11 protein-coding genes are annotated in these 13,840 nt (G+C 35.2%); 6 read left to right on the top strand and 5 right to left on the bottom strand.

Features of this window, described 5'->3' with window-relative positions; translation table 11 throughout:
* Nucleotides 1-14 precede the first annotated feature (14 nt).
* Together PQ462_RS03810 and apaG are read left to right on the top strand one after the other, a co-directional pair.
* On the top strand, nt 15-1,274 hold the full coding sequence (locus PQ462_RS03810; protein ID WP_274252412.1) for a type IX secretion system plug protein: 1,260 nt from the start codon (nt 15-17) through the stop codon (nt 1,272-1,274).
* A 78-nt stretch (nt 1,275-1,352) separates the two neighbouring features.
* Nucleotides 1,353-1,739 (top strand): Co2+/Mg2+ efflux protein ApaG, encoded by a 387-nt coding sequence (apaG, locus tag PQ462_RS03805; protein WP_012023834.1) that lies wholly within the window; start codon nt 1,353-1,355, stop codon nt 1,737-1,739.
* 1 nt (nt 1,740) lies between these two features.
* Here apaG and pdeM read toward each other — a convergent pair whose 3' ends face one another.
* The 4 genes from pdeM to PQ462_RS03785 form a co-directional block, all read right to left on the bottom strand.
* Complete coding sequence (pdeM, locus tag PQ462_RS03800; RefSeq protein WP_012023833.1) at nt 1,741-2,373, bottom strand: ligase-associated DNA damage response endonuclease PdeM; 633 nt, start codon at nt 2,371-2,373, stop codon at nt 1,741-1,743.
* A 6-nt stretch (nt 2,374-2,379) separates the two neighbouring features.
* The gene (locus PQ462_RS03795) at nt 2,380-4,839 is read right to left on the bottom strand and encodes a ligase-associated DNA damage response DEXH box helicase (RefSeq protein ID WP_274252411.1); all 2,460 of its coding nucleotides are present in this window, start codon (nt 4,837-4,839) and stop codon (nt 2,380-2,382) included.
* A 164-nt stretch (nt 4,840-5,003) separates the two neighbouring features.
* Nucleotides 5,004-6,605 (bottom strand): ATP-dependent DNA ligase, encoded by a 1,602-nt coding sequence (locus PQ462_RS03790; protein ID WP_274252410.1) that lies wholly within the window; start codon nt 6,603-6,605, stop codon nt 5,004-5,006.
* Nucleotides 6,606-6,786: 181 nt separating this feature from the next.
* Nucleotides 6,787-7,842 carry a ligase-associated DNA damage response exonuclease gene (locus PQ462_RS03785; protein ID WP_274252409.1) on the bottom strand — a complete coding sequence of 352 codons (1,056 nt, stop codon included), beginning with the start codon at nt 7,840-7,842 and terminating at the stop codon, nt 6,787-6,789.
* 191 nt (nt 7,843-8,033) lie between these two features.
* Between PQ462_RS03785 and pruA the strand changes: the two genes are divergently transcribed.
* Both pruA and PQ462_RS03775 read left to right on the top strand, forming a co-directional pair.
* On the top strand, nt 8,034-9,659 hold the full coding sequence (gene pruA / locus PQ462_RS03780; RefSeq protein WP_274252408.1) for an L-glutamate gamma-semialdehyde dehydrogenase: 1,626 nt from the start codon (nt 8,034-8,036) through the stop codon (nt 9,657-9,659).
* Nucleotides 9,660-9,911: 252 nt separating this feature from the next.
* Nucleotides 9,912-10,643: a hypothetical protein gene (locus PQ462_RS03775; RefSeq protein WP_274252407.1), complete on the top strand. Its 732-nt coding sequence runs from the start codon at nt 9,912-9,914 to the stop codon at nt 10,641-10,643.
* A 57-nt stretch (nt 10,644-10,700) separates the two neighbouring features.
* On the opposite strand, the gene rsmG is transcribed toward PQ462_RS03775, so the two are convergent.
* Nucleotides 10,701-11,330, bottom strand: coding sequence for a 16S rRNA (guanine(527)-N(7))-methyltransferase RsmG (gene rsmG / locus PQ462_RS03770; protein WP_121362231.1), 630 nt, complete (start codon nt 11,328-11,330; stop codon nt 10,701-10,703).
* A gap of 107 nt (nt 11,331-11,437) precedes the next feature.
* On the opposite strand from rsmG, the gene PQ462_RS03765 reads away from it, so the two are divergent.
* Together PQ462_RS03765 and PQ462_RS03760 are read left to right on the top strand one after the other, a co-directional pair.
* Nucleotides 11,438-12,535 (top strand): fatty acid desaturase family protein, encoded by a 1,098-nt coding sequence (locus tag PQ462_RS03765; RefSeq protein ID WP_274252406.1) that lies wholly within the window; start codon nt 11,438-11,440, stop codon nt 12,533-12,535.
* Nucleotides 12,536-12,604: 69 nt separating this feature from the next.
* Complete coding sequence (locus PQ462_RS03760) at nt 12,605-13,795, top strand: pyridoxal phosphate-dependent aminotransferase (protein ID WP_012023823.1); 1,191 nt, start codon at nt 12,605-12,607, stop codon at nt 13,793-13,795.
* Nucleotides 13,796-13,840: the final 45 nt, after the last annotated feature.

The raw sequence follows: 13,840 nt of genomic DNA, 5'->3' as shown, positions 1-13,840 counted from the left end.
TACAACGTAATAAGATGCCAAAATTTTTATATCAAAGCCTAATTGCGCTTTTTATTTTTACTTCGGCGAAAGCCCAGGAAATACAAACTGAAGTAGTTCCTCCTTACAATATCAAAACTGTAACTTTTGTTCAAAATGGCAATAATGTTGTTCCGATATTTGAACTGAATTCTACATTTGAATTTCAGTTTGATGATTTGTTTGGAAATGAAGCCAATTATTATTTCGAAATCACACATTGCGATTATAACTGGAAACCCAGTGATATTCCAAAAACAGATTATTTAAGAGGTTTTGACGGCCAGAGAATAGTGGATTATTCTAATTCTTTTAATACGCTTCAGGTTTATTCGCATTACCGACTTCCGTTTCCAAATCAGTTTACAACACAAATCAGATTATCCGGAAATTATATTTTAAAGATTTTAAATGAAGATAAAGAAGTGGTTTTGTCCCGAAAATTTATTGTGTATGAAGAACATTGTACAGTGGGCGCACAGGTAAAAAGAACCCGAAACCTCAGCAATATCAACTATAAGCAAAATCTTGATTTTACGATTGCCTCAAACGATATTACGTTTCAGACTCCAACTCAAAACGTAAAAGTTCTTTTGCTGCAAAACGGAAATTTTAATACCGCGATTAAAAATATTCCACCGCAATATACAATTGGAAATCAGCTGGTTTATAAATATGATGCTGAAACGCAGTTTTGGGGAGGCAATGAATTTTTATATTTTGAAAACAAAGACATTCGCGCGGCAAATAATAACGTAGGCCGAATTGGCTCTAACAATGATATTTACAATGCTTATTTATATACCAATGCTGCAAGAGGAAATCAAATTTATACCAATTATCAGGATGTAAACGGAAATTTTGTTGTAAAAAATATAAACGGGGCTGACAACAGCATCGAGGCAGATTATGCCTGGGTTTATTTTACACTTTCGGCACCTGCTTTTAGAATGAACAAAGACATTTATATTACGGGAATGTTCAATAATTACAGCCTTTCACCAGAATATAAAATGGATTATAATACTGATAAAGCAGTTTTTGAAAAAGCGGTGATGATCAAACAGGGTTTTACTAATTATCAATATACAGTTGCTGATAAAAAAGGAAACATTGATTTGGAAAATGCCGTAGACGGTAATTTTTATCAAACAGAAAATGAATACACTATTTTGGTTTATTACAAAGAAAGTATAGATCGTTATCAAAGAGTTATTGGAAAAGGCAATGCAAACTCTATAAATATCGTTAATTAAAACATTGTTAAGGTTTTAGGTTTCATAGTTTTTTTTCGTAGCTTTGTACCTATTAACACACAGATTTACTAGGTTAGTATGGTTTCTCAAATTACACGAGGCATAAAAATATCGGTTTTAACTAGTTTTGAAGGAACTTACTTCAAGAACTATAAGATTCACTTTGCTTTTAGTTACGTAGTTACAATCGAAAATCACAGTAAAGATTCCGTTCAGTTAACTTCCCGCCACTGGGAAATTTTCGACTCGTTAAACGATTTAGATATTGTTGACGGTGAAGGTGTCATTGGTAAAAAACCGGTTTTAAAACCAGGTGAAAACCACACTTACAGCTCTGGTTGTTTACTATCATCTCCTTATGGTGCTATGAAAGGTCATTTTAATATGATCAATTTTACTACAACCAAAACATTCAAAGTAATTGTTCCTACTTTTAGAATGTGCGCTCCGTTTGCATTAAATTAATCTAACGTTTTATTTCCATTACTTCTTCTTTTGTAATAGCATAAACCTGATCATTTTCTTCAGGGATTAAGTAAAAATTACCTGTAAATTCTCCAAAAGAAGGAAAAATCATTTGATGTGGTTTTCTAAAAAAGCAAGATAAACTCAAAAATTGTCTGCCCAATCCCTTTAGTTTTATTCCGGGATGAATGTGTCCGCAAAAATTAAAAAAGTTCTCTCGTGTTGTAGGATGATGTGTCAGCAGAAAATCATCGATTATCAACTCTTCATAAATTTCAACGTTCAAATCGGCATAGTATTTTTTTGCAATAATATCGTGATTACCTTCAATCAAAATAATCTGCTGCGAAACAGTTTTAGTCCAATCTGAAAAAAATTCCCATTCGTTATTGATTTTGCTGTGGAACAAATCTCCAAGAAAAATAATCGTCTCAGAATCGAATAAATCCAGCACTTCATTTAATCTGGTAAAATTTTCAAAAAGAGCTTTTTCCGGAATTGCCATTCCGTGTTTTCTAAAATGCGCAATTTTCCCCAAATGCAAATCAGAAATAAAAAGAATTTTCTTTTCTTCCCAAAAAGCAGCACCGGACTGATGCAAAACGAAATTTTGATTGTTGATATTTATTCTCATATTAATTTATTTCATGTAACTCGCGGTCATTTTCTTTATTCTTTCCTGCAGGGTCTCACTTGATATTTTTTCGCGTAAACGATCTGTAATTATTGGGAAACTAAACGGCGTTGGCTTTTTACATTGTTTCCAGACAATCGCCTGATTGTTTATTCTTTCCATTGCCTGAATCAAACGTCCTTCTTCTAACTGATGTTCAAAGGTTTCTGTATAAGCCTGCTGTAATAATAAATTATCGGGTTCATAATCTCTAAAAACTTCAAAAAGCAATTGCGAACCACTTTGCAAATGTTTTGTTTTAACAGGTTTTCCGGGTATTCCCGTAAAAACCAAACCAGCAATTACGGCAATATCACGAAATTTTCGGCGTGCCATTTCGGTTGCGTTTAAACTTTTCTGTAAATCATGATGAACATATTCTGTCGTAAATAAATTATTATCAAAAACAGCCTGCATATCTATTTCCTGATCAGAAAGCAATTCGAATCCGTAATCATTATAGGCCAGTGAAAACGTAATTGGCGATAATAAGCTTATTCGATACGAAATTAAACTTGCCATAGCTTCGTGAACATAACGTCCTTCAAACGGATAAAAAATAGCATGATAACCTTCTCTTGTCTTAAACGTTTCGATTAAAAATTCATTGTTATCGGGTACAATACTTTCTTTTCTCTGCCTGTCAAAAATAGGCTTTAAAGCTTTTAATTCGGGAGTTAAGTGATCTGTATTAGCTGCGTACAATTCTTCCCGAAGCAATTCACTCATTTGTGCCGATAACGTCATTCGGCCTCCCATCCAGCTTACCACTCTGGCTGTTTTTTTAGGATCGGCTTTTCGTACTAAAACCTGCATGTTTTTAATTTGAAACAATTCAAGCCTTCTTCCGGCAAAAGTAAAAACATCGCCTCGCTGCAGTTTTGAAGCAAACCATTCTTCGATTGTACCAATAAAACCGCCGCTTAAAAATTTTACATTCAAAACAGCATCGCCCACAATTGTTCCCATTTGCATACGGTGATGCATGGCAATAAAACGGCTGTTGATTTTATAACGTCCGTCGTCTTCGATTTCTACTTTTTTAAATTCGTCGTAAGCCTGCAAGCTCTGACTTCCGTTGGTAATAAAGTTTAAAACCCAGTTCCAGTTTTCTTTGGTTATATTTTGATAGCAGAAAGTTGTTTTAACTTCTTGATAAATTTCATCCGGAAAAAATCCGTCAGAAACGGCTAGCGTATTTAAGTATTGAACCAAAACGTCCCAACTGTTTAAATACGGCATTCGATCTTCGACAACGGTTTGAGCAACTGCTTTTTTTAAAGCCGAAGCTTCAATTAATTCCATTGCATGTGTGGCGAGAAAATAAATCACGCTTTCTTTTCCCGGCTGGTGTCCGCTTCGTCCTGCTCTCTGCAAAAATCTGGCAACGCCTTTTGGTCCGCCAACCTGAATAATGGTTTCAACAGGCGCAAAATCGACACCAAGATCTAGACTCGAAGTACAGACTACTACTTTTAATTCTTCGTTTCGAATGGCGTCTTCTACCCACAAACGGGTTTCTCTGCTGATACTTCCGTGATGCATGGCCATTTCGCCCGCAAATTCAGGATATTTTTCTAAAATGGCCTGAAACCAAATTTCGCAGGCCGAGCGTACATTGGTAAAAATTAAAGTCGTTTTGCTCTTTCGGATGATTTTGGCAACCTCATCAATTAAATGCAAGCCCATGTGTCCACGCCACGGATAAGTTTCCATTTTTTCCGGCAGGATTGATTCTATTTTGATTTTTTTATTGATGTGTGCTTTTATTAAAACCGAGTTTTTATAGGCTTCCGTATCATGACCTAACAAAACTTCTTGTGCTAATTCGAGATTTCCGATAGTGGCTGAAATTCCCCATATTCGCATTTGTGGCGCAATTGTTTTTAATCTCGATAACGCTAATTCCATTTGCACGCCTCGTTTGGTTCCCATTAATTCATGCCATTCATCAACCACGATAGCACCGCAATTGGCAAACGTTTTTTCATATTGTTTTGATGCTAAAAGAAGCTGCAAACTTTCGGGCGTTGTAATTAAAAGATCGGGCATTTTGTTTTTCTGCTTTGCTCTTTCGCTCTGCGAAGTATCTCCGGAACGGATTCCAACGGTTAACGGCAGATCTAAATCGGTAATAATTCGTTCTGCTGCTTGTTTTATTTCTACAGAAAGCGCCCGCAAAGGTGTAATCCAAATGGCTTTTAATCCGGCTTTATGCTTGGTTTTATAATCGGGATTTTTTTTAATGTAATCGAGAACTACCGGAAACCACAAGGCATAGGTTTTTCCGCTTCCGGTTGGAGCGTTTAATAAACCGTTTTTCCCCTGCAGAAAAGCCGTCCAGGTTTGCGTCTGGAATGGAAAAGATTTCCAGCCCTGACTTTTAAACCAGTTTTCGGCTAATACATATAATTCGTTCCTATTCATTCATGATATAATTAATTTTAACACATAGAAACATAGCTTTTAGAACGCATAAAGGCATTTCATTTGCATTAACAAACATAGCTATGAGTGGAAACTTGTTTCTTTTAAATTCTTTTTACACACATTTAACCTATGTTTCTATGTGTTTAAAAATTGTAACATATTTATGAAATCATATCTTTTAGATCTTCAATAGAATTGGCTTCTTCTATTTTTTTGTCCTGACGCCATCTCAGGATTCTTGGAAAACGGGTAGCTATGCCGCTTTTATGTCTTTTCGAAAGTGAAATTCCTTCAAAACCAATTTCAAAAACCAGTTTTGGCGTAACGCTCCGAACCGGACCAAAACGTTCTAAAGTATTCTTTTTTATAAAATCATCTACTTTTCTGAATTCGGCATCGGTTAAACCAGAATAGGCTTTTGCGAAAGTTACAAGTTCTTTTTCGCCATTTTCATTATTCTGCCAAAGCGCAAAAGTATAATCAGTAAATAAATTCGAGCGTCGTCCGTGTCCGCGCATGGCGTAAGTTAAAACGGCATCAATTACGAGAGGTTCAATTTTCCATTTCCACCAATCGCCTTTTTTTCTTCCTACCTGATATGGCGACGTGTTTCTTTTCAGCATCAAACCTTCGCTTTTCATTTCACGTGCTCGCTCTCTTTCTTTCGCTACATCTTCCCATGAAGTTAAGGAAACTCTTTCTGAAAGTCGAAAAGAACGAGCTTGGTCTTTAATATCATCATATAAATCTTCCAGTAATTTTCTTCTTTCTATATACGATAAATTTCGAATATCTTTTCCTTCCCATTCCAAAATATCATACGCTTTTAAAATTACGGGCACTTTTTCCAGCAGATTTGCCGATATGGTTTTACGCCCAATCCGGGCTTGTAAATCATTAAAAGTTCCGATTTCATTTTCCGGAAAAGCCAAAATTTCAGCATCAATTACAGTTCCGTTTGGAATAATTCCGAGAAAGGATTTAAACTCAGGATATTTATCGGTAACCAGCTCCTCTCCTCTTGACCAAACGTAAATTTCGTCATCACGGATAATAGTTTGCGATCGGATTCCGTCCCATTTATGTTCGATCGACCAATCTTCGGGATTTCCTAAATCTTCAACATCGCCTTCAATTGGATACGCCAAATAAAATGGATACGGTTTTGATAAATAATCAGAACTTTTTTCGTCTAAAATTAATTCCTGAAATGTAATCGTATTCGGGTTCCAATTTCCCATTAATTTATAAGCCAAAGCATCTTCATCAACATCTTCTGCTTTTGATAAAGCTCGTGTCATTAATTTTTGGCTTACGCCGATTCTGAAGCTTCCGGTAATTAATTTAGTAAAAACAAAACGTTCGTAATAATTTAACGCCATCCAGTTTTCATGCAGATATTCTTTTTTCTCTGGATCGGTTTTCTTTTTTAGAGCGATGATTTCCTGTAGAAATTCGGTTAAACTTTTATCGGAATGTTCTTTGGTTGTTGGAATTATCAAAGCAATAGTTTCGGCCAAATCGCCCACAATATGGTAGCTTTCCTCAAAAAGCCATAACGGAATATTCGCCAGTTCGTTTGCCCAAAGACGCAATAAAGTTGTATTGACGGGTCTTGCAGGACGACGGTGCGAAAGAATAGCAATAGTCCATACTTTATCTTCCGGCGATGCATTTTTAAAATACGTCGTCAGTGCATCGACTTTTACGTTCGTTTTATTCGAGCTGTCCAGTGTTTTTATAAGTTGGGCGAAATTCTTCATTTACATTTCTTTTAAACCGCATAATTTATTTAACACATAGAAACATAGCTTCTCTTTGCTATTAAAAGCGTTTCACTTTGCTTAAATTCACATAGCTATGTGTGGAAAACTGGTTTTCTTTTTAACCTTTTTTATCGGATTTTAAACCTATGTTTCTATGTGCTAAATTATTCTCCAATAATTAATTTTCAGAAATAACCGGAGTTTCATTTTGGTCTATTTCTGTTTCTTTTTCTTCTTTTTCCATTTCTGCTGCTTCACCTTCATATTGCGTTTTTTCAGTTCTGGCATCGTAACCTAATTCCCTTAAGTATTTGGCAAAAATATCAGTATAACCGTGCGTGCAGATTACGCGTTCTGCCCCTGTTGCTTTTACACTTTCTAATAGAGAATGCCAGTCGCAGTGATCGCTTAAAACAAAACCTTTATCAATCGCGCGTCTGCGGCGTGCACCTCGAAAAGCCATCCAGCCACTTGCAGAACCTGTTACAAAAGGCGTCATTTTTCTAATCCAAATACTTCCGTGTGCACTTGGCGGAGCGAGAACAATATTTCCTAAAAGTGCTTCTCTTTTGGTTTCTCTGGTAATTAATTCGGTTGGAGGAAAATAAACCATCGGACGTAAAACATTTGTCATATTTTCGATGGCGCCGTGCGTGTATATTTTACCAATATCGGTATCTAAATATTTTAAAAGTCTTTGTGCTTTCCCTAAAGAATATCCAAACAGAATTGAAGTTCTGCCTTCGGCTTTATTTTCTGCCCACCAATTATTGATTTCTGAAATCACCTCAGCCTGCGGTGTCCAGTTAAAAGCAGGTAACCCGAAAGTGCATTCGGTTATAAAAGTGTCGCATTTTACAACTTCATACGGCGTTGAAATTCCGTCATCTTCCGTTTTATAATCTCCGGTAAAAACCCAGACTTCGCCTTTGTGTTCTACCCTGATCTGCGAACTGCCGATAATATGTCCGGCAGGATGAAGTGAGAATTTTACATTATTGATAACAAAGGTTTCTCCCCACTCTTTTCCGGTTACATTTATTTCGCCCAAACGATGACGAATTATAGGAATGTTGGTATGATGTGTAATATAATTTTGATGTCCCCAGCGCGAGTGATCAGCATGTCCGTGCGTGATTATAGCGTTCTTTACAGGACGCCACGGATCAAGATAAACATCTGCCTGCTGGCAGTAAATACCTTTATCGTTAAAAGCTAAAAGCGGTATTTTCATATTGGTGTATTTAAAACATTCTTTTAGAAGTACCTCAAATTTAAACCTTTATAAAAAAATATATTTTACAACTTCGTGCAATTAGTTTATTAAATTACAACTTTTTAATATTGTATTGTGATATAATCAAATTATCATTTGTACTTTTGTAAAAAATTAAACAATTCGTAAATTTTAAAATAATTTATCCCATGTTAAAAGGATTCTTTCATGTACCAAAAGCGGTAAACGAGCCTGTAAAGAGCTACGCACCGAACTCACCAGAAAAAGCAGCTGTTCAGGCAGCTTACACTACAATGTGGAACTCTCAAATTGACGTTCCGTTATATATTGGAAGTGAAGAAATCAAAACTGGAAACACAAAAAATATTACAGCTCCTCATGATCACAAACACGTAGTTGGAAAGTATCATTTAGCTGAAAAACAACATATTGAAAAAGCAGTTGCCAATGCTCTTGAAGCAAGACAAAAATGGGCAAATATGGCATGGGAACAGCGTGCTGCTATTTTCTTAAAAGCTGCTGAACTTATCGCTGGTCCATATAGAGCTCGTATTAACGCTGCTACAATGATTGGGCAGTCTAAAAATATTCACCAGGCAGAAATTGATTCTTCTTGCGAGTTAATCGACTTTTTGCGTTACAATGTTGAGTTTATGACTCAAATCTACAACGATCAGCCAAAATCAGATTCTACTGTTTGGAACCGTGTAGAATACAGACCGCTTGAAGGTTTTGTTTACGCTATTACTCCTTTTAACTTTACTGCTATCGCTGCTAATCTTCCTGCAAGTGCTGCTATGATGGGTAACGTTGTGGTTTGGAAACCAAGTGACAGCCAGGTATTTTCTGCAAAAATTATTATTGATGTTTTCAAAGAGGCAGGAGTTCCAGACGGAGTTATCAACGTAGTTTTTGGAGATGCTTTAATGATTACTGATACTGTATTAGCGAGCCGTGATTTTGCTGGTATTCACTTTACAGGATCTACTCACGTATTTAAAGATATCTGGTCTAAAATTGGAGCAAATATCCACAATTATAAAACATACCCAAGAATCGTTGGAGAAACTGGTGGTAAAGATTTTATCATAGCTCACCCAAGTGCAAACGTAAAACAAGTTGCTACAGGAATTACTCGCGGTGCTTTTGAATACCAAGGTCAAAAATGTTCTGCAGCTTCTAGAGCTTATATTCCTCAAAGTTTATGGCCATCTGTAAAAGAGCAGTTAATTGCTGATGTAAAATCTATGAAAATGGGTTCTCCGGAAGATTTCGGAAACTTTATTACAGCAGTTATTCACGAAGGTTCTTTTGATAAATTAGCCAGCTATATCGATCAGGCCAAAAAAGATGCTGATGCTGAAATTATCGTTGGTGGTAATTACGATAAATCTGTTGGATACTTTATTGAGCCAACGGTTATTGCAACAACAAATCCAAAATATACTACAATGGAAACTGAGTTATTTGGACCAGTTATCACTATTTATGTTTACGAAGATGCAAAATGGGAAGAGACTTTAGAATTAGTTGATACTACATCTGAGTACGCTTTAACTGGAGCAGTTTTCAGCCAGGATCGTTATGCTGTTGAAGTAGCGACTACTAAATTGCAAAATGCTGCTGGTAATTTCTACATTAATGACAAACCAACCGGAGCAGTTGTAGGTATGCAGCCATTTGGTGGAGCAAGAGCTTCTGGAACTAACGATAAAGCAGGTTCTGCATTAAACTTATTGCGTTGGGCTTCTCCAAGAACTATTAAAGAAACTTTTGTAACTCCAGAAGATTACAGATATCCGTTTTTAGGATAATCTAATTTAGAGTTCATTTAATATTAAAAAAGCCGGAAATTCAATTGAATTTCCGGCTTTTTTTGATTCTACAAATTAATCATTCTTTCTATCTATTAAAATTGTAATACTTTTCTTATACATTTAATTATCAGCACAATGCGCTTCAAAAAAGTCTTATTTTGATACTTTTAAAACTTTTACGTCCACAATAAGAAAAAGCATGACTCTAAATTTGCATCAAAATAAATCATAACAAAAAAAATTAGAGTCATGAGAAACTTAAATAACGTCCCAAAAATAATTTCAGAATCAAAAAGCATTGGTCACGCTATTGATTTTAAATGGACAAAAAAGAAAATAAATGAGCTGCTGGATCCATTAGAAGGAAATGAAGAACTTGAAAAAATTTTATTACAAGTTAACCATAAAGGATCTGTTGGCTTAACTGCTGCACTTTTAGAATGGGTATACTGGCGCTTTACAGGATATTCCCATTCAGTTAATGATACTCAAAAACGTATTGAAGCACTTTGGTGTTCTATAAATAATCGTGAACAGACTAATCCTTTACTTTTTGACGCAGATCTTAAAGTATCGGCTTCTGGTTCAGTAAATGGTGCTTTATGGATTGCATTAATGAATGTTCGCATGATTGATGTGCGATACAGAAAAGGTTCATACTTTTTACAACACGAACTTGTTGGATTAGTATTATTAGCACGCCATATCACCCCGAAAAAGAAAAAATTTGATAATTGGTTTAATCAAATTATAACTGAATTGGTGCATTCACACCCTTGTCCTTACAGAAATGATGAATTAGATGAAACAGATGAGGCTGTTTACGATTCTTCAAACGAACCTGTGATCTGCCGAGAATTTTTCTTTGATTCTGAATTTAAATACAGCGCTGAAGCATCTGAAAATGCAATTCACAATTTTATTGATAATTTAAACATAAAAGCAAATCCTTTTTTAAATTTTTCAAGAAAGGCTTCTTAAACTTATTAGTTATTTTTTTTATAACCCGGCCAAATTAAACTTTGCCGGGTTATTTATTTAAGGTTTAAACTTTAAAGGAAGATGAACCACTTTTTTAGTTTCAAAAAATTCATCTTCAAATATCTCTGATAAATCATATAAGGTTGCAGCAGGAAAATCTTTTAGTTCTTCAGACAAATCGCCACCTTTAAGATAAAGAATCCCATTTTTTAGTTTATGCTTGTGCTGCTTTTTAATTTTATCTTTTATCCAAGAAACAAAATCAGGCATATTAGTTACGGCACGGCTCACAATAAAATCGAAATCGCCTTTTACCAATTCGGCACGTTTTTGTTCTGCTTTTACATTTTTTAATTCTAATGCATCTACAACACCCTGAACCACTTTTATTTTTTTAGCAATAACATCAATTAAATAAAAACGGGTTTCGGGAAAAAGAATCGCTAACGGAATTCCCGGAAAACCTCCTCCTGTTCCAACATCCAGAACTGTTGTTCCGGGTTCGAATTTCATAACTTTAGCAATTCCTAAAGAATGTAAAATGTGTTTTGTATATAATGAATCAATGTCTTTGCGCGAAATAACATTGATTTTTTCATTCCAATCGTGGTATAAAAAGTCTAATTTTTGAAATTGTTCGATTTGAAGATCGGTCAAATTGGGAAAATATTTCAATATCTCATCCATTGCTGTAAATTTTTAACAAAAGTACTACTTTACGATTGAAATATTTAACTCAATTTTGCAAATTGAGAATTTATAATAATTACCTTTGAAACCTATTTAAAACAATTATGAATAACACGGCTCCAACTTTTGCAAGGCAAGACAATCTGAAGTTTTTCAGAACACTTAATTCTCGGGTAAACAATTACTTCAAGGAGAATAATATTCAGAAAACCGGAAATTGGAAATTACACTTAAAAGCTGTTATTCTGTTTGCAGTTTTTCTAACTCCTTATTTTTTAATTCTTACGCTTAATATGCCTTTTTGGCTAATGCTGTTACTTTCAATTATTATGGGAGTTGGAATGGCAGGTGTAGGAATGAATGTAATGCACGACGGAAATCACGGTTCCTACTCTAATAAAAGCTGGATCAACAAATTCATGGGCGGAACAATTTATGTTTTGGCTGGAAATGTTTACAACTGGCAGGTACAGCATAATGTGCTTCATCATACTTATACTAATATTCCTGGACACGATGAAGATCTGGATGCCGGAAGAATTATTCGTTTTACAGAACATGCAGAATGGCACCGTTTTCACCGTTTCCAGCATTATTATTCTGTTTTCTTATATGGGTTACTAACTTTCAATTGGGCTTTAACTACTGATTTTAAGCAAATGCGTAATTACCTTAAAAGAAAACTCTCTTATGGTGAACCAAAAAGTCCTAAAATTTTATGGACAACCCTTATTATCACTAAAATGATTTATGTGTCAATCTGGATTGTTTTACCAATTTTAATTGGAATTACCTGGTGGAAAGTTCTTCTTGGCTTTTTCCTAATGCACTATACTGCAGGTTTAATTTTAAGCATTGTATTTCAGCTGGCGCATGTTGTAGATCATACTACAAATCCAACTCCAAATGATTTAGGCGAAATGGATAATACCTGGGCTATTCACCAATTGTATACTACAACTAATTTTGCTCCAAAAAATGCAATCGTAAACTGGTATACAGGAGGACTAAACCATCAAATTGAACATCATATTTTCCCAAATATCAGTCATATTCATTATGGCAAAATTGCAAAAATTGTGAAAGAAACCGCAAAGGAGTGCAACTTGCCTTATTATGAATATAAAACAATGAGAAGTGCAGTTATTGCTCACTTCAAGCATTTACGTGAACTGGGAATGAAACCTGAATTATCTGTTTAAACTAAAAAATCTATTAATAATTAACCTTCCTTAATCACACAGCAAATTAAGGACTTCAAAATTTTTATAATGAACCATATTCTTTCGGACAGAATCAACAACCTTGCGACTTCACAAACATTGGCAATGGCCGCTTTGGCAAGAGAATTAAAAGCACAAGGAAAAGACATTATCAGTTTAAGTTTAGGTGAACCAGATTTCAATACACCAGACTTTATTAAAGAAGCTGCTAAAAAAGCAATCGACGATAATTACAGTACATATTCTCCAGTTGATGGATATCAGGATTTAAAAGAAGCTATCTGCAGAAAATTCAAAAGAGACAATGATTTAGAGTACAAACCATCTCAAATCGTAGTTTCTACAGGAGCAAAACAATCTTTATACAACATTGCGCAAGTAATGTTAAACGATGGTGACGAGGTAATTTTACCAGCACCTTATTGGGTTTCATATTTCGAAATCGTAAAACTTTCTGGCGGAGTTCCGGTTGAAGTACCAACTTCTGTAGAAACAGATTTCAAAATTACCCCAGAACAATTAGAAGCAGCGATCACACCAAAAACAAAAATGATGTGGTTTTCTTCTCCATGTAATCCTTCTGGATCTGTTTACAGCAGAGAAGAATTAACAGCACTTGCAAAAGTTTTAGAAAAACACCCAAATATTTACGTAGTTGCAGACGAAATCTATGAGCACATCAATTTCTCAGGAACTTTCTGCAGCATCGGTTCTATCCCGGGAATGTTAGAAAAAACAATTACTGTAAACGGAGTTGCAAAAGCATTTGCAATGACAGGATACAGAATTGGTTATATTGGAGCTCCGGAATTTATCGCAAAAGCGTGTACAAAAATTCAAGGGCAAGTAACATCTGGTGCAAACTCTGTAGCACAACGCGCTACAATTACTGCTGTAGATGCTGATCCAAGCGTATTAAACGAAATGGTTCAGGCTTTCCACGGTCGTAGAGATTTAGTGGTTGGATTATTAAAAGAAATTCCGGGAGTAAAAATCAACGTTCCAGAAGGAGCTTTCTACGTATTCCCAGACGTTTCTTCTTTCTTCGGAAAAACATTAAAAGGTCATGAAATTAAAGATGCAAACGATGTTTCGATGTATCTTTTAGCTGAAGCAAACGTAGCTACAGTAACAGGAGATGCTTTTGGAAATCCAAACTGTATTCGTTTCTCTTACGCAACAAGCAACGATATTTTAAAAGAAGCTTTACGCAGAATCAAAGAAGCTTTGACTGCATAACAATATTCTAAATTTTACTAAAACGGCTTAAGGTTCAAAAGTTTC

The sequence above is a fragment of the Flavobacterium sp. KACC 22758 genome, assembly GCF_028736135.1.
GTDB lineage: Bacteria > Bacteroidota > Bacteroidia > Flavobacteriales > Flavobacteriaceae > Flavobacterium > Flavobacterium johnsoniae.
The sequence above is the reverse complement of the archived record's forward strand: the minus strand, read 5'-3'. Positions and strand labels throughout refer to the sequence as shown.